Below are 20,005 nucleotides of genomic sequence, written 5' to 3' on the forward strand. Positions count from 1 at the left end.
CCCGGGCGGGTAGATCTGGCGGCTGATGCATCCATACCCGACGCACCAGTCTGTCCTCGCTTTCGACGTGGAGGGGTTCTCCGACCCCTACCGCGACGACAGCGCTCAGACTGTTGTCCGGGCTGGGATCTACCGGGTTGTTCAGGACTCCTTCGCCGCCGCGGGCATCCCCTGGGACCTGTGCGTCCATGAGGACCGAGGCGACGGCGCCATTGTTGTGGTGCCGCCCGAGGTTTCGAAGGTGCTGCTGCTGGATCCGTTGCTGAGCGGGCTGTGTGCCGCTTTGGTGGACTACAACCGGCACGCGCGATTGTCCGAACGGATCCGGCTGCGGCTCGTGGTGCACGCAGGTGAAGTCGGTGTTGATGACTACGGCTTGTCCGGCACGGATCTCCTGGCCGCGTGCCGGCTCCTTGAAGCTGAGGAGTTGAGAATCGCGTTACGGCACTCACCCGTGCCGCTCGCCGCGATCGTGTCCGACGGCATTTACGACAGCATTGTGCGACACGGTTTCCGGAACATCGATCCCGCCGCGTTCCACCCGGTCGCGGTGAAGGTGAAACGAAACCGGCTGCACGGCTGGATTCATCTTCCGGGCACCAGCATCCCGCCTGTCATCGATCGCGAGGACCCGCCGTCGGATTCGCCACGGCAGTTGCGTGCGGCCACGGGCACGTTCGTCAACCGCAAACGGGAACTGCGCACGCTTGATCAGGCCGGTCGCCAGGGACAGTTGGTCGTGCTCATCGGGCCGCCTGGCGTCGGCAAGACCGCGTTCGCCTTGTACTGGGCCAATCGGGTCCGGGCCAGATACGACGGCGGGCAGTTCTACGCGGATCTCGGCGGTCCTGGCCGGCCGGTCGCGCTTGTCGAGGTTCTCGGCCGGTTTCTCCGGGCGTTGGGAGTGGCGGCCGCGCGAGTCCCGGTCGACACCGATGAACAGGCCGCGATGTTCCGGTCGCTCACAGCGGGCCGTCGCCTGCTCATCCTCCTGGACAATGTCGCTTCCGCTGATCAGGTTCGCGCGCTCATGCCTGCGTCCGAATCGAGTGTCACGGTCGCGACCAGCCGGGTGCGGCTTGGTGGACTCATTACTCAGGGCGCCCGGTTCGTCGAGATCGACCGGCTCGGCGTCCCGGACGGGGTGGAACTGCTCAGCCGGGCGGTGGGAGCGGTACGGATCAAGAACGAGCTGGATTCGGCGCGTGAGCTGGTGACGTTCTGCGGTGGCCTGCCGATCGCACTGTGTGTTGCCGCCGCCCGGCTGGTGTCTCATCCTAAGTGGACAGTCAAGAGACTCGTCGCCGATCTCGACGGGAGGCTGGACCGGCTCAGTTTCGGCGACGACTTGTCGGTGAAGGCGGTGTTCGACGTGTCCTATCAAGCGCTTTCGATGCCAGCGGCCCGGCTGTACCGGCTGCTCGGCCTGCATCCCGGGCCGGATTTCGACGCGGGCGTGGCCGCGGCGGCCCTGCGGACATCACGGCCGGAAGCCGAGCGGCTGATCGACGAGATGGTGAACGCCAACCTGCTGGAGGAGGTGGCCGAGGACCGTTGCCGGTTCCACGACCTGATCAGGCTGCACGCCATGGAGATCGCAGAGTCCGATGAATCCAGCGCGGACCGGGCGTTGGGCGTGCACCGGATGCTCGACTGGTACCTCGACACCGCGACCGCCGCGGGGCGCGTCGTCACCCCGCACCGCCAGGGCCTCCGCCGCGACATCGAGCACGTCCCAGTCGACCAGGTCACATTCGACGGTCACGCCGACGCCCTGGACTGGCTCGATCGGGAACGTACCAACCTTCTCGCCGCCGCCCGGGCCGCAGCAGAGCGGGGAATGCCCACCAAGGTGTGGCAACTGGCCGACGCCATGTGGGGCCTGTTCCTGTACCGCACCCACTACCACGACTGGATGCAGTTCGACCTGCTCGCCGTCGAAGCCACCCGGGGAGGCCCAGACCTGGCCGCGGAAGCCGAAGCCCAGGACCGTCTCGGCCTGCTCTACCACGCCCTGCACCGCAACGACGAAGCGTTGACACACATGGCCAGAGCCGCCGAGCTCTGGCGTGAACTGGGCGAACGCCACCGCATCGCCGGCTCCACCGAACGTTTCGGCTTCGCCCACCTCGACGAAGGCCGCGCGGACCTGGCCATCGACCACTTCACCCGCGCCCTGGCGGGCTATCGGGAAGCCGGCGAGAGCCGCAGCACCGGCCTCGCCCTCATCAGCCTCGGCCGCGCCCTCATCGAATCAGGCAGATACACCGAAGCCACAGGACACCTGCACGAAGCCCACACCGAACTGACCGCCCTGCCCATCCCGGACCCATACAACTCAGCCCGTGCACTGCTCGCCCTTGCCCGCGCCGAAACCGGCGCCGGCAACTGGACCGGCGCCCACACCCACCTCCAGGCAACCCTCACCGCAATGCGCGAAGTCAACTCCCCTCTCGGCGAAGCCGACACCCACTGGGCCCTCGCCGAGCTGTACGAAAAGACCGGCGACCACGACCAGGCCCGCCACCACTACCAGGTGACCGAATCGATGCTCACCGACCTCGGCAACCCCGGCGTGGCCCGAGTACGCGCCCAACTCACCGCACTCGGATCCTGATCTAGGCCTGGTCTCCGCGGGTGGAGGGGATGACCAGGCCGGTTTCGTAGGCGAGGACGACGGCTTGGGCGCGGTCGCGGAGGGTCAGTTTGGCGAAGATGCGGGCGACGTGGGTTTTGACGGTTGCCTCGCTGAGGGTGAGGTCGTCGGCTATTTCGGAGTTGGAACGGCCTTGGCCGATCAGGGACAGGACTTCTCGTTCCCTGGGTGTCAGCGCTGCCAGGTCCTGGTGGATGGCGGGGGATTGGGGCTGTGGTTCGGTGAAGCGTTCGACGAGTCGGCGGGTGATCGAGGGGGCGAGCAGGGCGTCGCCGGTTTCGACCAGACGTACCGCGGCCACGAGGTGTTCGGGGGTGACGTCCTTGAGCAGGAAGCCGCTGGCGCCGGCGGCGAGGGCGTCGTAGACATAGCGGTCGAGGTCGAATGTGGTCAGCATCAGCACGCGGCAATCACTCGACTGCTTGAGGATGCGGCGGGTGGCTTCCAGGCCGTCCATGTTGGGCATGCGGATGTCCATGAGCACTACGTCCGGCTGTAGTGAGGACACCGCTGTCACTGCTTCGGCTCCGTCGGAGGCTTCGCCTACGACGTTTATGCCGCCTGAGGTCAGGATCATGCGGAAGCCAGTGCGGACAAGGGCTTGGTCGTCGGCGATGACGACTCGTGGTGCGGTCATGGGCGTTCGAGCGGAATCCGGGCGCGGACACGGAATCCGCCGCCGAGCCGTCGCCTGGCATCCAGGTCGCCGCCGAGGACGGCCACGCGCTCATGTAGGCCGAGTAATCCGCGCCCTTCTCCTTCGCTGTCCATGGGCGAGGTCCGGTCTCCGGACAACACACTCGGGCCGGTGTTGAGTACCTCGATGCGTAGGTAGTGATCCGCGTACCGCACGGTCACCTCCGCTTTCTGGCCGTCGCTGTGTTTGAGGGCGTTGGTCAACGCCTCCTGGATGATCCGGTACGCCGTGAGGTCCACACCGGACGGTAGTGGCCGTGGCTCGCCGGAGAGGCGGACTTCCACTGGCAGCCCGGCGAAACTGATGCGGTCTATCAGGGAACTGAGCCGGCTCAGGCTGGGTTGCGGCGCCAGGTGGTCGGAGTCCTCGGGTGCGGGTGCGAGCAGGCCGAGCATGTGACGCAGCTCTGTCATCGTGTCGCGTCCGGCGGTTTCGACTGCCAGCAATGCGTCGGTCGCCTCATCGGTCTGGGTGGCGAGCACCTGACGGGCCGCTCCGGCCTGTACCACCATGACGCTTACGTTGTGACTGACGATGTCGTGCAGTTCACGGGCGATCCGAGCTCGTTCGGCGTCGACGGCGTTGCGGGTGGCGCTTTCACGCTCCCGTTCGAGCAGCCAGCCGCGCTCCTGCATCGCGTGGACGTAAGCACGCCTGGCCTTTGCCAGCCGTACCGCGAAGAACACCGCGGCCAGGCAGGCGGCCACGGCCACGAGCAGCCAGCCGGCCCCGAGATCCCACACAGGGACCACTGTCCCAGAGCGACCGGGCGGACGCATCACTCCCCGGATGCAGGGGCTACATCCCCAGGATGACCCTGTCCGGCAGGTTACCTCGCCGGACTGATGCCGTTCCGCCTGTCACTGCGCAGTATTGCGTCCATGCAGAGTGCAGATCCGGTCGTCGAACTGGCGGCCGTGCGCAAGGAATACAGCGACTCGGTCGCCTTGGACGGAGTGTCGCTGACCATCCGCGCCGGGGAAGCGGTCGCGGTGATGGGACCGTCCGGCAGTGGCAAGTCCACGCTGCTGAACATGGTCGCCGGTCTGGACCGGCCGACGTCCGGGTCAGTGGTCGTGCACGGCACCGACCTGACGGCGTTGAACGAAACCGGCCTCGCCCTGTTCCGCAGGCACAAGATCGGCATGATCTTCCAGTTCTTCAACCTGCTCGACGACCTCTCGGCGCTGGACAACGTGGCGCTGGCCGCGCAGCTGACCGGAACCCCGGCAGGCCAGGCCCGCAACCGCGCGCTGGAGCTGTTCGACGAACTGGGCATCGCCAGTCGCCGCAACATCTATCCGGCGCAGCTGAGTGGCGGGGAACGCCAACGAGTCGCGGTGGCCAGGGCCCTGATGAACCGGCCGGCCCTGCTGCTGGCCGACGAGCCGACCGGCGCGCTGGACAGCCGGTCCGGCGAGCAGGTGATGGACCTGCTGCTCGACCTCAACCAGATCGGCCAGACGCTGCTGCTGGTCACGCACGACGAGCGGCTCGCCACCCGGTGTGCCAGCCGGGTGATCGAAGTCGTCGACGGCCGGATCGCACGTGAGAACAGCCTGGAGCGCACGCCGTGAACGCGGTGTGGCGGGCAGCTCGTGCGGCTGTGCGACGCCGGAGGCTGCAGACGATCGTGATCGGCGTCGTGGTGTGGGTCTCCACGGCGACCATCGTGATGGGACTCGGCCTGCTGGACGCGTCAGCCGCGCCGTTCGACCGCGCTTTCGCCCAGCAGAACGGCGCGCACCTGGTTGCCGCGTTCGACCAGACGAAAGCGACGGATACCCAGCTCACCCAGAACGCCCGGCAGGCGGAGGCGGCAGCCGGACCGTTCGGCCAGGCCACTCTGGACGCGTCCGAGGGCGACGTCTTCCTGGGCACGTTGACCACGGTGGGCAGGGCTGACCCCGGTGGTCCGGTCGACCGGCTGAACGTATGGCACGGCCGGTGGGCGACCGGCCCGGGAGAGATCGTCCTGAACCGCGCCCCAGGCACCATGGGCGGCCGGGCCGATATCGGGTTCAAGCTTTCGCTTCCTGGGCGTCCCGTGCTGACGATTGTCGGATTCGCCTACTCGGTGAGCGGATCCGCCGATGCCTGGGTCACCCCTGATCAGGTGAAAGACCTTCAGCCGACGGCATCGCAGATGCTCTACCGCTTCGCCCACGCCGGGACGGCAGCGGAGATCAGTGCGGGCGAGGCCGCCGTCACAGCGGGACTGGCGCCCAACGCCCTGATGGGTTCGCTCTCCTATCTGACTGTCAGGGACAAGGCCACGACCGAGGTGGGCGTGTTCATCCCGTTCCTGATGGTTTTCGGCATTCTCGGCCTGACGGTGGCGGTCCTGATCGTCGCCAACGTGGTCAGCGGCGCGGTGGTGGCCGGATTCCGGCATATCGGGGTGCTCAAGTCGATCGGCTTCACCTCCAACCAGGTGATGGCGATCTACCTGACCATGGTCCTGATCCCGTCGGTGATCGGCTGCGTGCTCGGCACGGTCACCGGCAACATCTTCACTCAGCCGATCGTGCAGGACGCGCTTGAGGGCTTCGGGCTGGACGAGATCAGTTTCGCGCCGTGGGTGAATGTCGTCGCGATACTGGGCATGCCCTTCATTGTCGCCTTGGCCGCGCTCGTTCCCGCACTGCGCGCACGCAGGCTGTCGGCTGCTCAGGCGATCAGCGCCGGCAGCACGCAACATGTCGGGCGGGCGCTGCGGGTCCAGCGCTGGCTCAGCGGTACCCGGTTGCCGCGTTCAGTCAGTCTCGGCCTGGGCGTGCCGTTCGCCCGTCCGGGCCGCACTGTCCTGACCATGGCCTCCGTTGTCCTTGGTGTCACGGTTGCGACGCTCGCAGTCGGCGTGACGCTGTCGATGACCGCGTACACCGATGCCGTCAGGCCGTCGTACACCGACCGGGTCGAATTGCTGGCGGGCAAGCCACGGGGCGGACCTGTGGCGGTCGAACCCGGTGAGGAGACGGAGCCCAATGCGGTGCTGGGCGATGCCGAGGACGAGTCGATGCTGCGCTCGTTGCCAGGTACGGCCAACGTGTTGGCGACGGCCGAGCTGATGGTCCAGGTGGCCGGTGGCAGCCAGAACGCCGATGTCCACTTCTACCGGGGAGACACCGCTGCTCTGGGCCCCCGTGTGGTGACCGGGCACTGGCCGGACGCGCCGGGCCAGGTGGTGGCGCCATCGAGATTCCTCAACCAGCGTGGCTTCAAGGTCGGCGACACCATCACGGCGGAGCTGCGGGGCAACCGGACCCAGCTGAAGATCGTCGGGGTCGTGCTGACCAACAACGCCGACCAGATCTTCGCCGACTGGTCCACAGTGGACCTTCTGGCGCCGGGTACGCGTGCAGACTCCTATCAGGTCAAACTCAAGCCGGACACGGACCGGGCGACCTACACAGCCGATGTCCGGGCCAAGGACCCGGGTCTGCGGGCGTTGCCACCGCGCGACGGCCAGTCCTCGAGCGCCGTGATCATCATCAGTGCTGCCACGATCCTGACGCTCCTGCTGGGTACGGTCGCGGCGCTCGGTGTCTTCAACACCGTGCTCCTCAATGCCCGTGAACGCCGGCGTGACCTGGGCATGCTCAAGTCGATCGGGATGACCCCGCGCCAGGTCACCGTGATGATGGTGACCTCCATGGCGGCGTTGGGCGTGGTCGGCGGACTGGTCGGCCTGCCCGTCGGGGTCGCCGTGCACGAGCTGATCGTCCCGGCCATGGCGGCCGCGGGTCAGGCCGATGCCATCGACGTGTTCATGAACGTCTACCACGCACCGACGCTCGTCCTGCTGGCTCTGGCGGGAATCGTCATCGCGGTACTCGGCGCCCTCGTTCCGGCCAGGGGCGCGGCGCGGATCTCGATCGCCACCGTCCTGCACAACGAATGAAAGGGCAGCAATGATCAGGCGCTGGGGTGGAGCGTTACTCGCGTTGGCAGGGGTGCTGGCGACCAGCCTGCCTGCCGACGCCGGCCAGGGGCCGGTGATCCGGAGAACGTCCTACGGAATCCCGCACATCAAGGCGGCGGACTATCAGGGTCTGGGGGTAGGGCTCGGGTACGCGTTCGCTGAGGACAACGCTTGTGTCATGGCTGACATCGCGGTGACGTTGTCGGCTGAGCGGTCGCGTTGGTTCGGCCCGGAGGCGGCCACGAAGTCCGGCGAGAACAACCTTGTCAGCGATCTCTATCACCAGCGGATCAACCAATCCCAGGTGATCGAGCGATTGCTTGCCGCTCCGCGAGGTCCGTCGCGGCCGGCCAGGGATCTGGTCCGCGGCTACGCGGACGGCTTCAACCGCTATCTCGCCAAGACGGGTGCGGCCAACCTGCCTGACGCTGCATGCCGTGGCGCGCAATGGGTACGTCCGATCACCGAGATCGATGTGTGGCGGCGCGCCTATCAGGTCGCCGCGTTCGACGGTGGCGAGGCTTTTCAGGACATGATCGTGTCGGCGCAGCCACCCGGAGCATCCGTACCTGCCCCGGCGGCAGCCCCGCTGCGCCGTCCCGAGGACATCGGCAGCAACGCGATCGCCGTGGGGAAGGCGGCCACGGCCGGTGGCACCGGGATGGTGCTGGGCAACCCGCACTTCCTTTGGCCGGACGACTGGCGCTTCTACCAGCAGCAGATGACCATCCCCGGCGAGCTGAACGTCAGCGGGGCAGGGCTGGCGGGCCTGCCGCTGGTCAACATCGGGCACAACGACCGGATGGCCTGGAGCCACACGAGTTCCACCGTGCAGACGGCCACGATCACCAAGCTCACGCTGGCCCCGGGCAGCAACACGAGTTACGTGGTGGACGGCCAAATGCACCCCATGGTGGCCGAGCATGTGACTGTCTCCGCGCGGCAGGCCGACGGCAGCATCGCACCGGTGACCCGGACGTTGTACCGCACGCCGGAAGGCCCCGTTCTCGAGGCGAGCGGTCCCCTGGAATGGTCTGGCACCAACGCCTTTGTGCTGCACGACGCCAACGCCGGCAACCTGCGGACGATCGATCAATGGCTGGCCATCGCCCGATCCCGCAACGTGTCCGACCTGAACGCGGCGCTCATCCGCCACCAAGGCCTGCCTTGGGTCAACACGATCGCCGCGGACGACACCGGAACCTCGTACTACAGCGACATCCAGGTGGTCCCGCACGTCACCGACGAGCTACAAGCACGGTGTGGCACGGGGCCGGAGATCGGGAGGGTGGTTCTCGACGGCAGTCGTTCCGCGTGCGGCTGGGGGAGCGACCCGGGCACTGTGGCCCCCGGGCTGCTCAGCCCCAGCAAGCTGCCCAGCCTGACTCGCCAGGACTACGTGAGCAACATGAACAACAGCCCCTGGCTGGCGAACCCGGCCGCACCGCTGACCGGCTATCCCGCGATCGTCGGCAATGCCGGCACCGAACGTTCGCCCCGGACCCGGCTGGGCCTGGACATGATCGCCGATCGCCTCGACGGCAGCGACGGCCTCGGTACTCCTGGCTTCACACTGTCCACATTGCAGGCAACGATGTTCGGCAACCGCAACCTCACCGCCGAACAAGGCCGCCAGTCCATTGTGGCCATGTGTCAGGCGAACCCGACATTGGTCGCTCACGATGGCCGGCCTGTCGACGTCCGGGCCGCGTGTGCGGCTTTGGCGGCGTGGAACGGCAGAGGCGACACCGGCGAAGCAGGCCGCGGCGCATTCCTATGGCGTGTCTTCATGAACATGGCTCGCCGACCTGACATCAACCTGTGGAAGGTGCCTTTCGACCCGGCCGACCCAGCACGCACCCCGCGTGACGTCAACGCCGGCAATCCCGATGTCCGGCAAGCCTTTGCTGACGCCGCGCAGCTCTTTGCGGCCGCCGGTGTCCCGGTGGACGTGCCGCTGGACGCCATCCAGAGCTACGCCGGAATCCCGATCCACGGCTGCAGCGGGCCTGAAGGCTGCTTCAACGTCATCTCAGTGCCCGGCGCTGTCGGGAGGACTTCCGAGATCAGCCACGGCACCAGCTACATCATGGCCGCGGAACTGACCAAGACCGGGCCACGCATGCGCTCGCTGCTGGTCTACAGCCAGTCCGCCAACCAGGCGTCACCGCATCACACCGATCAAACCCGGCTCTATGCGAACAAACAATGGGTCACGGGTCTCTTCACCGAACAGGAGATCGCTCGCGACCCCAACCTCACTGTCCGAATAGTACCCAGCTAGTTCAGCGCAGCTGGAAGGCGTTGAGGACGTCGGGACGGTGGCCGGTCAGGAAGTAGTCCGCAAGGGCCTGGCCGGTCGCCGGACCGAGGGTGACACCGAGCATGCCGTGGCCGGTGGCGACGAACACGTTGTCATGGCTGGGAGTGCGGTCGATCATGGGTAGCCCGTCGGCCAGGAACGGGCGTCCGCCGACCCAGGGATCACGGATTCGCCGGGGCAGGTCGTCGGGGTCGTCGAACCAGCGGCCGAGGTAGTGACGGCTCGCGCGGGCGATCGCCACGATCCGGCGCCAGTCCAGTTTCCGGTTGTTGCCACTGAGTTCCATGGTTCCCGCGATACGGGTGGTCCCGTTCATGGGGGACGCGACGACTCGCCGGTCGCCGAGATACAGCGCGTGGCTCGGCGCGGGATCGAGGTCGACAGAAAAGCTGTAGCCTTTGCCTGCCTGCATGGACAGCTGTACGCCCAGTTGTGCCATGAGCGACTGCGACCACATGCCTGCCGCGACGACCACAGCTCGGCACGGCAGGTCGCCCTCGGCGGTGCGGACCGCAGTCACTTTGCCGTTGACGGTTCGAAACCCTGTGACAGTGACGTTCTCGCGGATGTGGCCACCCGCGTTTTTGACGACCTGGGCGAGCGATGTGACCAGCCGGACCGGGTCCACGACGCCTTCCCCGCGTACCAGGTACGCGGCTTGGACCTCGGCGGACAGCGCCGGGTCGAGCCGGTGCGCGTCAGGTCCGACGGTCACCTGCTCGGGCAGGTGGTAGTGACCGTCGGCCATTTCGCCCTGGACGTCCAGGTGGTGCCGGGCCTGACTGGCAGACAGGAAAGCGTGCACCAGGCCAGGACGTTGCAACGTGGTGTCGACGCCGGCCTCGGCAAGTCCCTCGAACAGGTCGAAGGTGGGCCGGTTCAGCGCGGCGACCGCCGCGTAGCCGTGGCGGAACGCGGATTCGTTGCTGTTGCGCCACAAACGCCACAACCACACCAGGAACCGGGGATCCAGCGGCGGCCGGAGATAGAGCGGCGACTCCGGCTTGCCCAGCGACCGAAGGGCGTAGTGGGTCACGCCCGGCGCGGGCACGGGCGCGGAATGGCTCAGACATACCCAACCCGCGTTGCCCCACGACGCGCCCGATCCCAATGACGCCCGCTCGGTCACCTCGACCGGAACGCCGGCGGACGTCAGGTAATGGGCGATGCACAGGCCTATGACACCTCCGCCGACAACGATTACCGGGGAGTCCGAAGGCATGATCACCCTTCCCGTTGGTGCGACAGAAACTCACGCGTGCGTTGCTGCGACGGATTACCGAGCACATTCGCAGGCTCGCCCTGCTCGATGATCCGCCCGCCGTCGACGAACACCACGTGGTCGGCGACGTCCCTGGCGAAGGACAGTTCGTGCGTGACCAGGACCATGGTCATCCCGTCGGTCGCCAGCTCCCGCATCACCCGCAGGACCTCACCGGTCGACTCAGGGTCCAAAGAGGACGTCGGCTCGTCGAACAGCAGCACGGACGGGCGTAGCGCCAACGCTCGCGCGATGGCCACGCGTTGCTGTTCGCCTCCGGACATCTGCTCCGGGTACGCCGTCGCGCGGTGGGTCAGCCGTACTCGGCTCAGGAGTTCTACCGCGCGCTCAACAGCTTCCGACTCGGGTACTCCGGCGTCGAGCGGCGCCAGCATCACGTTCTCGACGGCTGTCAGGTGCGGGAAAAGGTTGAACCGTTGGAAGACCATGCCCACCGAGCGGCGCAGCTTCGGCAGATCCGGGCACACCACTCGCTGGTCGAAGATGGGTGTGCCGTTGACGGTGATGACACCGCTGTCGGGTCGTTCGAGCAGATTCAGGCAGCGCAGCAACGTGGTCTTGCCGCCACCGCTCTGCCCGATGATCGCCGTGATCGTGCTGTGGTGGACCGACAACGACACGTCGTCCAGCACCAGCCTGCCGTCGAAGGACTTGCTCAGCCCGGTGATGGTCAGGACGTCGGTGCCGGTCCGTTCAGTCACGTCCGTCATGTCGTCATCTCCTTTGCCAGCAACGCTTTCGCCGCGCGAAGCCGTCGTCGCCGCCGGGCCGACAACGGTGTGCCCGCCCGGATTCGCCGCTCGAACCACAACAGGCCCTGCGACAGCGGATAACAGAGCGCGAAGTAGATCACCGCGATCACCAGGTAGACCTCCAGTGCGCGGAAGGTCGCCGAGGTGATCAGCCTGCCCTGCGACATGAGTTCGGCGGCCGAGATGGTCACCAGCAGCGATGTGGACTTCAGCAGGTCCACGAGCATGGTGTTCGTGCCCGGCAGCGCCAGGCGCATCGCCTGCGGGAAAACGACTTTGCCGAAGGTGCTGATCCGGCCGAGGCCCAGCGCCTCGGCGGCTTCGCGTTGCCCCGCGTGCACGCCGTGGATCGCCGACCGGAAGATCTCCGACAGGTACGCGGCGTAGAAGACGATCAGGCTGAGCGTCCCGGCCTGGAAGACGTCCAGCTTCAGCCCGATCGAGCCGAGCCCGAAGTACGTCAGGAAGATCACCGCGAGCAGCGGCACGTTCTTGAACACCTCGGTGTAGACGGCCGCCGGAATCCGCACCAGGCGACGGCCGCTCAGCCGCATCAGGGCGACCGCGAGTCCCAGCAGTGCCGCACCGGCGAAGCCGACCACGGTGTAGGACAAGGTTTTCAGGAGGCCTTCCCACAGATCCGGGAGATACTCCGACCACGGAACCTCGAACACGGTCACACTCCTCAGATCGACGGTGGGGTCCAGTCCTGCGGCCGGTCGACGCCTCGCCGCAGCGGCGCGATGTGCGGTGCGGGCTTGAGGAACTGCGCAGGGTCGCCGCCGTACTTCTTCACCAGTCCGGTCATCTCACCGCTGGCGTACATCGCCCTGATCTCCTTGGAGATGGCCTGTTCCAGCGCGGTCGCCTGCTTGGGCAGGTAGAAACTGGTCATGTAGGAGCGGAAGTACTCGTAGGCCGGGTGCTGCTGGATGTCGGCATCGGTCGGCGGGGTCAGGTACTCGGTCTGCAGGCCGAGATCCGGCCGTGCCTGCTGCGCGGCGATGATGATCAGCGGGTCGAGGAAGCCGACGTCGGCCCGGCCTGCGCCGAGGTCGTCGATCACCCCGTTGCCGTCGGGGTAGGCCTGCAGCTTCGCGCCCGGCACGGCCTGGATCGACTTGACCCAGACGTAGCCCTCCACCGTGCCCAGGCGGAGGTTCGCCAGGTCGGCGACGGTCTTGTACTGCTTGCCGGACTTCACCGCCATCGCGGGCGGCGAGTAGTAGGGCGGGTCGGTGAACAGGCCCTGCTTCTGCCGGTCCGCCGACCACGCGACCCCGCCGACGGTGATGTCGACGCGCCGGGACTGGACTCCGGCGAGCATGCCCGCGAAGTCGGTGACCTCGGGTTCGACCCTCAGCTTCAGCTTGGCGGCGACCGCGTTGAGGATGTCGCTGTCCAGGCCGGTCAGCTTGCGGTCCTTGTAGTCGGTGTACGGGGCGTACGGCTGGATCGCGACCTTGAGCACGCCGGGTTCGAGGGTGCCGAGGTCGTTCGTCGCGCCGCTGCCGGCCTCACTGGCCGAGCAGGCAGTCAACGCGGCGACCAGCACGCCGCTCACAGCGAGCACTGCGGTTCTCGACATGGCACACGTCCTAACTGGCGAATGAGGTTGGTCACACGTTAGGCGGCCGAATCCTGCCGGTCACTGGTTACTCTGACCAGAAATGAGCCCTATCCTGGACAGCTCGCGGTACGACTCGTACAAAGGGGTGACGGCGATGCTCACGTCCTCGGTCGCCAACGAGATCGCGGTCGACACCAGCGCGATCATCGGATTCAACGTCCTGATCACCGACCGGGACGGCATGGTGATCGGCAGCGGCGACCCCAGCCGGGTGGGCAGTTTCCACGAGGCGTCGGTCGAGGTGGTGCGCCGGCAGACCGCGATGAGCCATGATCCGGATGCGGCGCGCAGGCTCGTCGGCGTGGAACCGGGGATCACGCTGCCGCTCGTGCTCGACGGTGAGGCAGTCGGCACTGTGGGCATCACCGGCTCACCGGGCCAAGTCGAGCGATTCGGCCGTCTGGTGCGCAACCAGACCGAGATCCTCCTGCGCGAGTCGGTCCTGCTGTCCTCGCGCCTGTTCCGGGAGAAGGCTGTCGAGGATCTGCTGCGCAACGTGGCGCACTACGACCGGGAGACCGCGGATCCTGGGCTGCTGACCCTCCGCGCTCACGAACTCGGGTACGACCTGCGCCAGCGGCGAGTCGTCGTCGTGGTGGACGTCGAGACTCCGGCGGAGCCCACGAAGGTCGTACGGGCCTTACGCCGGGTGTTCGACGATCCCCAGGACATCGTCGGCAGTACCAGTTCCGGCCGGTTTGTCGTGCTGCACATGGAAAAAGTCCCGGTAGCCGACCGATGCGCCCGAGTGCCCGGCGAGATCGGGACCGGCTGCAAAGCCGGGATCGGCGGCCGCGCTCAGTCGGTTCCCGAACTGCACGACTCGTATCAGGACGCGTCGACCGCGCTGTACCTGGCAGAACGGCTCGCCGGGGCGGCCTCGGTGGTGCACATCGACGACCTGCGCGTGCACGAACTGGTCGCCTCCAGCGGCCGGCAGCTACGAGCCCGGTTCGTCCGGGCTCTGGCGGGCGAGCTGAGCGCCCTTGCCGACTGGCCGATCCTGCGCCAGACGATCATCACCTGGTGCGAGTGCGGCTTCAACCTGGTCCGCGCCGCCGCGGAGCTGCGGATCCACCGCAACACCGTGGTCTACCGGTTGAACAAGATCGAAGAACTGACCGGCCACAGCACCCGCGATGCCCGCTTTGTCCTCAAGCTCTACCTGGCCTGTGTCGCCGATCACCTTGACTCCCGGCGGCCCTGAGCAGGCGATCTGGTGAATCACGAAAGTGACCTGTGCCACGCTCCGGTCAAGTACTGATGGGTCTCTTTCGTGCGCTTATTGGGCACTGCTGAGGGATGGACGTCCCTCTGTGGAGTTAATGCCGTGACCATCCGCGATAATCGGGCCACCCGTGCGGTTAATTGCCCACGCCGCGCGCAGCCCGGTACGTTCTACGTATCTGCGAACCAACGGAGAATGTATGATCAGGGTCGTCGCCTTCGGTTTGACAATGCTGTTTTCCTCAATTCTTTTCGCCAGTCCGGCCTCTGCCGAGCAACCTCGGCCACCTCGATGCGACTCGCGTTACTACGGCTTGGTCAACGGTGAAGGCGTGTCCGTACTGTGCGATTCCGGGCCGTCGGACAGCTTCCGGGTGATCGCCCACTGCGAGTCCGGTATCAGCTCGTGGATCGACTACGGAACATTCGGGCATGTCGGTTCCGATTCATCGCAAGCGCAATGCCAGAGCCTGATCGGAATGGCGCATGTGGGCGGATATCACATCGACTGGCTGTGAATTCCCGTCGCGATAAGTCCTTATTGGACCGTCCCGGGGTACGTCTGGTACTGGTCGCTGCAGGTGCAGGATGACCCGACGGCCACCGCGGCAGGCAACTGGCACGGGCCCAGGGTGGCCATGCACGTCGTCGACCTCGCGGGCTGCCAGGTGTCGAAACCGTCGTCGGAACCGGCGCTGAAATAGAGCACCGCGCCGATCACCAGGACCAGGACCAGGATCACTGTCAGGACCGCCTTGCCCACCGAACCCCCGGCCGAGGGCTGGTGTACCGGCCGGGGCGGTGGTGCGGGCGTCGGCATCGGTGCCTGGGCCGGCGCAGGTGGCGGCGGGGTGTGTGGCCATTGCGGCGGGGCCACCGGAGGCGGTGGTGGTGGAGTGGAGGTGACGTCCGCGGTGTAGCGCCTGGTCAGCTCCGCCTGGACCGACTGGAAGTCGGCGAGCGGCAGGCCGTTGCGGCGTAACAGCTTCTCCAGCTCGGTGGTCGGCATGTGGCTGAAACGGCCCGCGTTCGGCGAGGTCATGGGTCTTCGCCTCCTACATTCCGAGTAATCGGCGGACCCGGGACGAAGTGAGCGGCGCCAGCTGGAATCCCTCCAGCGCCTCCACCGCGCCCCGGATGGACCGGTCGTTCTGTTTCAACAGGCTCAGCAGCGCCACGAGTTGCAGCGTCACAATCTGGATCCGGGCGTTCTCCCGGATGATCCCGAGCGTGGGCAGTTTGTTGCGGACCTGGGTGACGGCCGATTTCAGGTTGTCGACCTCGCCCATGTACTCCGACCATTCCCGCTCGAGTTCGTCCAGCGCGCTTTCCCGGCCGAGAATGCTCTCCAGGGTGTGCTGACGCACCATCTCGTCCACCTGGTTCGTGTCCAGCTGGGCCTGAGCGCCTGCTGGGCGGTCCTGGCCGAGGAGATCCGGTCCTGCGCCTCGCGGTGCAACTCGGCCAGTCCGTCGTTGAGCACAAAGCCCTGGACGTATCCGATGACGAAGTCGGCGAGTTCGTAGATGAGCACGGCGTTGCCGAACATCATGTTCGTCAGCCGGTGCGTTCCCGGTTCGAGCTCGATACGTTCCAGAATCCCGCGATTGAGCTCACTGAGGAATTCCACCGTGAGCCGCAGCGACTCGTACGAGATATGCAGGTGTTTCTCCGCGAGAATCAGGCGCTGGGCGCGATTGCGTTCGGCCAGCCCGATCTGCAGGTGCCCGACCCCGCGCTCGACCTCCTGGTAACGGCCTTCCTCGATCTGCCTCGCGATGGACTCGATCACGGTGCGAATACCGGCATGCAGACCGGTCAGGCCGGCCCGGTCGGCAGGCGGGACGACCCGGCTGGCATCGACGTTGCGCGTGAGCAGATCGGTGTCCTCCACGCTGTAGCGGGACCGCACATCCAGCACTTTGGTCATGTGCTGGTCCAGCATCTGCGCGATCGCCCGCAGCCCGGAGAACCGCTTCAACTGCTCCACCGGGTCGACCGGGGCGTCGGCAAGCACCCGTTCGGGGTTGTCCACCAAATCGGTGAGCCGCCGGGCCAGCCGGACAAGCTCCGGATCCCGCTCGGCGCCGGCCCGCCGCAAAGCCGCCTCGACATTCGCGCGCAACGGCCCCGACCGCGGATCGGCAGCCAATTCGTCCACACTTCGGGCGACCTGCCCGCCATACCGTTGCACCAGGTAATGCCGAAGCGCGTGGTATCCGTCGACCACCACTTCCTGGCCCACGGACTCCACACCCGCGAGCATTCCCCGCACAAGAGCGCCGACGATCAACGAAACCGGATCGAACATCGCGATACTCCCCATGCCGGCACCCTTGCCCACACATATCGCGGAGACCCGTGGATCTGCTACGGGAAATGATCGAGCGGGCACCGTGAATCGTCAACCCGGACCACCGGGACAATGTTCTCGGTGTTCACGGCCGGGCAATCGATCTCCCCGGCGGCGGGTTTGAAGATCATTTCGACGTTTCGGTCCCGGTGGTTTCGGGTACCCGGAGCACCGGCCAGAGCAGGGATACTGGACAGGGTGGACGTAGTGCGAGTGGTGGACGGATTGCTGGCGCCGGGCACAGTGGTCGGCGATGGGCGCTACCGGTTGCTGGACCCTGTCGGAGTCGACGAGCGGGACAACGCACACCTGTGGCGGGCGCGTGACGGCCAGCTCAACCGTGATGTCGCGCTGACCATCCTGCGTGGTGACTCCTCGGATCCCGAGGCCGTGCGGAACACCCTGCAGCGTGTCGCGCCTGCTACCCGGTTCATGCATCCCGGCATCGCCGCAGTGCTGAACGTGTTGAGCGTCGGCGATGGCGTCGGCCGCAGCGAAGGCATCGTGGGCCTTGTCGCCGCCGAATGGACCCGGGGCACCGGCATGTCCGATGTCGTCGCACGTGAACCGGTCTCGCCCTTGCATGCCTGCCTGCTGCTCGAACCCCTGGCCGACGCGGTGACGCAGGCCCATCGGCGCGGCGTGATGCTCGGTGTGGGACATCCGCATCGCGTCCGGGTCACTCCGGCAGGCAGGTTGCGGCTGGCGTTCCCCGGCCCACCGGCGGGAGTGAGCCTGATCGACGATGTGCGCGGTCTCGCCGCCATCCTGTATTTCCTGCTCACCGGCCGTTGGCCGGCGCCGGGTGGCCGGATCGTCCCGCCCCGGGAGCTGCAGCCGGAGGTCCCGGCCGAGCTGTCCGACGTCGTGGTGCGCAGCCTCACCGATGTGAGTGCCGGCGGCATCCGTACGAGCGACAGCATCGTGCAGGTTCTGCGGCAGGTGACCGAGAGCGCCAACCCTGTTGCCGCACCCGACGACGACGAGCTCCTTCCCGGCACCAAGCAGAGCGGCGCGGAGTGGACCACGAAACCGCCGGTCAACGACGCCGCGCGGAAGAAGAAGCTGGCCATCGCCGTCGCGGTGCTCGTGCTCATCTCGATAGGCGTGGTCGTGTGGGTCGGCGCCATGGTGATCGGCACCTTCCTCTGAGAACTGGGTTACAGTGGCGGTGGCTGCCAGGAAGCCACCGGTCCGCGGGAATGGGCTCAGCCCACCTGGCGTGTGCACCACGCGTCACCATCGCTCTCCTTTCGGCCTGACCAAGCGGACATCAGGCAGACGAGAGGAGACCATCGTGCCGACCCTCGGCATGCCCGACCGTCCCCACATCGACAACTTCCGTCGGCAGGCCCGTGCCTTGCAGCGGGCTGCGCGGGCCGGCGAACCTGACGCCCTCACGCGGCTGGACCGTCAGCATCCCGGTGCAGTGCCCGACGACTTGCAGTTGAGCGTGGCGCAGTTGGTCGTCGCCCGTGAATACGGCTTCGCCAGCTGGCCCAGGCTCACGCAATACCTGGAAACCGTGACCGAACACGGCTGGGACACCAGACTCGGCGCAGCGCCCACGACCGACCCGGCGGAGGAGTTCTGCCGCCTCGCCTGCCTGACGTACAGCCGCGAGGACGGGCCGGAACGCTGGGCCCAGGCCCGTCGGCTGCTGGCCGAACATCCCGATCTGACCACGACGAACATCTGGGCCGCCGCAGCGGCCGCACGCCCAGACGATGTCGGCAGACTGCTCGCCGAGCAGCCGCGGTTGGTGACCGAGCGGGGCGGCCCGTTCGGTTGGCGGCCGCTGTACTACCTCGTCTACTCGCGATTCGACCCGGACGTTCCCAACGAACGCGTGCTCACGGTCGCCCGGCAACTGCTCGACGCGGGCGCAGACCCCAATGACGGCTACCTTTTCGATGGCCTGCCGTCGCCGTTCACGTTGCTGACCGGCGTGTTCGGCCACGGCGAACTGGGCCAGTCCAGCCAGTCCTGTCACCCGCACTGGCAGGAGCTGGGCCGGCTGCTGCTTGACGCGGGCGCCGACCCCAACGACGCCCAGACCCTGTACAACCGGATGTTCGCGCAGGACAACTCGCACTTGGACCTGCTGTTCGAATACGGCCTCGGTACCGGCGACGGCGGCCCGTGGAAGACGCGGATCAGCGAGCTGAGCACACCCGAGAAGATGCTGCGAATCCAACTGCGCTGGGCAGTCGAGCACCACCAACCCGCCCGAGTACGGCTGCTGGTCGAGCACGGCGTCGACTTCTGTTCGCCATTCGAAGGTGACGGGCCCGCGTGGAGCCCCGGCGACGGCCGCACACCAGTCGAACTGGCCCAGCTCAACGGCGACGCCGAAATCGCCGATTACCTTGTCGCCCAAGGCGCCCCGCTGCCCGGCCCCGACCCGGTGCACGACCTGATCGCCGCTGCGTTCCGCGCTGACCGATCCACAGTAGACCAAGTCTGCGCTGAACACCCTGACGTCGTAACGGAAGCCCGTCGCGCCCGACCCGGACTAGTCGTGTGGGCCGCGGCTAAGACAACCGTCGAGACGGTCACATTGCTGGCAGAGCTGGGATTCGACGTGAATGCCTTCGGCCGTGGTGACGCCCCGGTCGAGGCGACTTGGGAAACCGCACTGCACCACAGTGCCGGTGAAGGCAACGTCGAGCTGACCCGTCGACTGCTGGATCTCGGTGCCGATCCCAATCTTCGCGACCGGCGCTTCAACGCGACCCCACTCGACTGGGCCCGGCACTTCCACCGACTGGAAACCGTCGCACTGCTCGAACCCGTTACGGCACCTGAATAACAGATGCCGGCGCCTGGGCTAGCGACAGGCTGTTCCCGTCCGGATCCAGCATGACGACGTGGCGCACTCCATTGCTGTAGGTCTCCACCGGTTCGTGCTCGATGCCGTGCGCGGCGAGGCGGGCCAGGATCTCGTCGAGGTCGGTCACCCCGAGCGTGATCATGGTCCCGCCTACCCGCTCTGCCCGCACATCCCGATCGTCGATGACAACCCACGCGTTCTCGCCGACCTGCCACAGGTATTCCGCACCGATGACCTCGTCGGCCGGGCGCCCGAAGAACACCCCGAACCACTCCAGTGCCCTGGCCCGGTCCCGAACCGGCATGACGCTGTACAAGTCCACGCGGA

The 20,005-nt window shown here is 66.9% G+C and carries 18 protein-coding genes; 8 read left to right on the forward strand and 10 right to left on the reverse strand.

Going from position 1 to position 20,005, the window contains the following annotated elements:
- Positions 1-25: 25 nt before the first annotated feature.
- On the forward strand, positions 26-2,617 hold the full coding sequence (locus JOF56_RS17285; protein ID WP_209639008.1) for an ATP-binding protein: 2,592 nt from the start codon (positions 26-28) through the stop codon (positions 2,615-2,617).
- A gap of 1 nt (position 2,618) precedes the next feature.
- Here the strand turns inward: JOF56_RS17285 and JOF56_RS17290 are convergent, their stop codons facing one another.
- Entirely contained in the window at positions 2,619-3,293 is a 675-nt protein-coding gene (locus JOF56_RS17290; RefSeq protein WP_209639010.1) for a response regulator, read from the reverse strand.
- The gene (locus JOF56_RS17295) at positions 3,290-4,096 is read right to left on the reverse strand and encodes a sensor histidine kinase (RefSeq protein ID WP_307855137.1); all 807 of its coding nucleotides are present in this window, start codon (positions 4,094-4,096) and stop codon (positions 3,290-3,292) included. Before JOF56_RS17295 ends, JOF56_RS17290 begins: the two co-directional genes overlap by 4 nt.
- Positions 4,097-4,234: 138 nt before the next feature.
- On the opposite strand from JOF56_RS17295, the gene JOF56_RS17300 reads away from it, so the two are divergent.
- From JOF56_RS17300 to JOF56_RS17310, 3 genes are read left to right on the forward strand one after another with little or no spacing between them, the layout of a single operon-like run.
- Positions 4,235-4,930, forward strand: coding sequence for an ABC transporter ATP-binding protein (locus JOF56_RS17300; protein WP_209639014.1), 696 nt, complete (start codon positions 4,235-4,237; stop codon positions 4,928-4,930).
- Complete coding sequence (locus JOF56_RS17305) at positions 4,927-7,257, forward strand: ABC transporter permease (RefSeq protein ID WP_209639016.1); 2,331 nt, start codon at positions 4,927-4,929, stop codon at positions 7,255-7,257. The genes JOF56_RS17300 and JOF56_RS17305 overlap by 4 nt, the downstream gene beginning before the upstream one ends.
- Before the next feature lie 10 nt (positions 7,258-7,267).
- A complete protein-coding gene (locus JOF56_RS17310; protein ID WP_209639018.1) occupies positions 7,268-9,562 on the forward strand; it encodes a penicillin acylase family protein in 2,295 nt (764 codons plus the stop codon).
- Position 9,563: 1 nt separating this feature from the next.
- On the opposite strand, the gene JOF56_RS17315 is transcribed toward JOF56_RS17310, so the two are convergent.
- The 4 genes from JOF56_RS17315 to JOF56_RS17330 are packed head-to-tail and all read right to left on the reverse strand — an operon-like array spanning position 9,564 to position 13,223.
- The gene (locus JOF56_RS17315; RefSeq protein ID WP_209639020.1) at positions 9,564-10,823 is read right to left on the reverse strand and encodes an NAD(P)/FAD-dependent oxidoreductase; all 1,260 of its coding nucleotides are present in this window, start codon (positions 10,821-10,823) and stop codon (positions 9,564-9,566) included.
- 2 nt (positions 10,824-10,825) lie between these two features.
- Positions 10,826-11,593, reverse strand: a complete 768-nt coding sequence (locus tag JOF56_RS17320; protein WP_209639022.1) for an amino acid ABC transporter ATP-binding protein — start codon at positions 11,591-11,593, stop codon at positions 10,826-10,828.
- Positions 11,590-12,309 (reverse strand): amino acid ABC transporter permease, encoded by a 720-nt coding sequence (locus tag JOF56_RS17325; RefSeq protein WP_209639024.1) that lies wholly within the window; start codon positions 12,307-12,309, stop codon positions 11,590-11,592. Before JOF56_RS17325 ends, JOF56_RS17320 begins: the two co-directional genes overlap by 4 nt.
- Before the next feature lie 11 nt (positions 12,310-12,320).
- A complete protein-coding gene (locus JOF56_RS17330; protein WP_209639026.1) occupies positions 12,321-13,223 on the reverse strand; it encodes a substrate-binding periplasmic protein in 903 nt (300 codons plus the stop codon).
- An 82-nt stretch (positions 13,224-13,305) separates the two neighbouring features.
- Here JOF56_RS17330 and JOF56_RS17335 point away from each other — a divergent pair, with 82 nt between their 5' ends.
- Complete coding sequence (locus JOF56_RS17335) at positions 13,306-14,472, forward strand: CdaR family transcriptional regulator (protein WP_209639028.1); 1,167 nt, start codon at positions 13,306-13,308, stop codon at positions 14,470-14,472.
- A gap of 352 nt (positions 14,473-14,824) precedes the next feature.
- A complete protein-coding gene (locus JOF56_RS17340) occupies positions 14,825-15,010 on the forward strand; it encodes a hypothetical protein (protein WP_209639031.1) in 186 nt (61 codons plus the stop codon).
- A gap of 20 nt (positions 15,011-15,030) precedes the next feature.
- On the opposite strand, the gene JOF56_RS17345 is transcribed toward JOF56_RS17340, so the two are convergent.
- Genes JOF56_RS17345 through JOF56_RS17355 form a run of 3 tightly spaced genes read right to left on the reverse strand, consistent with a single transcriptional unit; the run spans position 15,031 to position 16,818 of the window.
- Complete coding sequence (locus JOF56_RS17345; protein WP_209639032.1) at positions 15,031-15,534, reverse strand: hypothetical protein; 504 nt, start codon at positions 15,532-15,534, stop codon at positions 15,031-15,033.
- A 13-nt stretch (positions 15,535-15,547) separates the two neighbouring features.
- Positions 15,548-15,781, reverse strand: a complete 234-nt coding sequence (locus tag JOF56_RS17350; RefSeq protein WP_209639035.1) for a hypothetical protein — start codon at positions 15,779-15,781, stop codon at positions 15,548-15,550.
- Positions 15,760-16,818 (reverse strand): Het-E N-terminal domain-containing protein, encoded by a 1,059-nt coding sequence (locus JOF56_RS17355; protein ID WP_209639037.1) that lies wholly within the window; start codon positions 16,816-16,818, stop codon positions 15,760-15,762. The genes JOF56_RS17350 and JOF56_RS17355 overlap by 22 nt, the downstream gene beginning before the upstream one ends.
- 225 nt (positions 16,819-17,043) lie before the next feature.
- Here JOF56_RS17355 and JOF56_RS17360 point away from each other — a divergent pair, with 225 nt between their 5' ends.
- Together JOF56_RS17360 and JOF56_RS60135 are read left to right on the forward strand one after the other, a co-directional pair.
- Complete coding sequence (locus JOF56_RS17360; protein WP_209639039.1) at positions 17,044-17,997, forward strand: protein kinase family protein; 954 nt, start codon at positions 17,044-17,046, stop codon at positions 17,995-17,997.
- A 145-nt stretch (positions 17,998-18,142) separates the two neighbouring features.
- Entirely contained in the window at positions 18,143-19,657 is a 1,515-nt protein-coding gene (locus tag JOF56_RS60135; protein ID WP_209639042.1) for an ankyrin repeat domain-containing protein, read from the forward strand.
- Here JOF56_RS60135 and JOF56_RS17370 read toward each other — a convergent pair.
- Positions 19,641-20,000 (reverse strand): VOC family protein, encoded by a 360-nt coding sequence (locus JOF56_RS17370; RefSeq protein ID WP_307855138.1) that lies wholly within the window; start codon positions 19,998-20,000, stop codon positions 19,641-19,643. The two genes, JOF56_RS60135 and JOF56_RS17370, sit on opposite strands and share 17 nt — an antisense overlap.
- Positions 20,001-20,005: the final 5 nt, after the last annotated feature.

Source organism: Kibdelosporangium banguiense (genome assembly GCF_017876405.1).
Taxonomy (GTDB): Bacteria; Actinomycetota; Actinomycetes; order Mycobacteriales; family Pseudonocardiaceae; genus Kibdelosporangium; species Kibdelosporangium banguiense.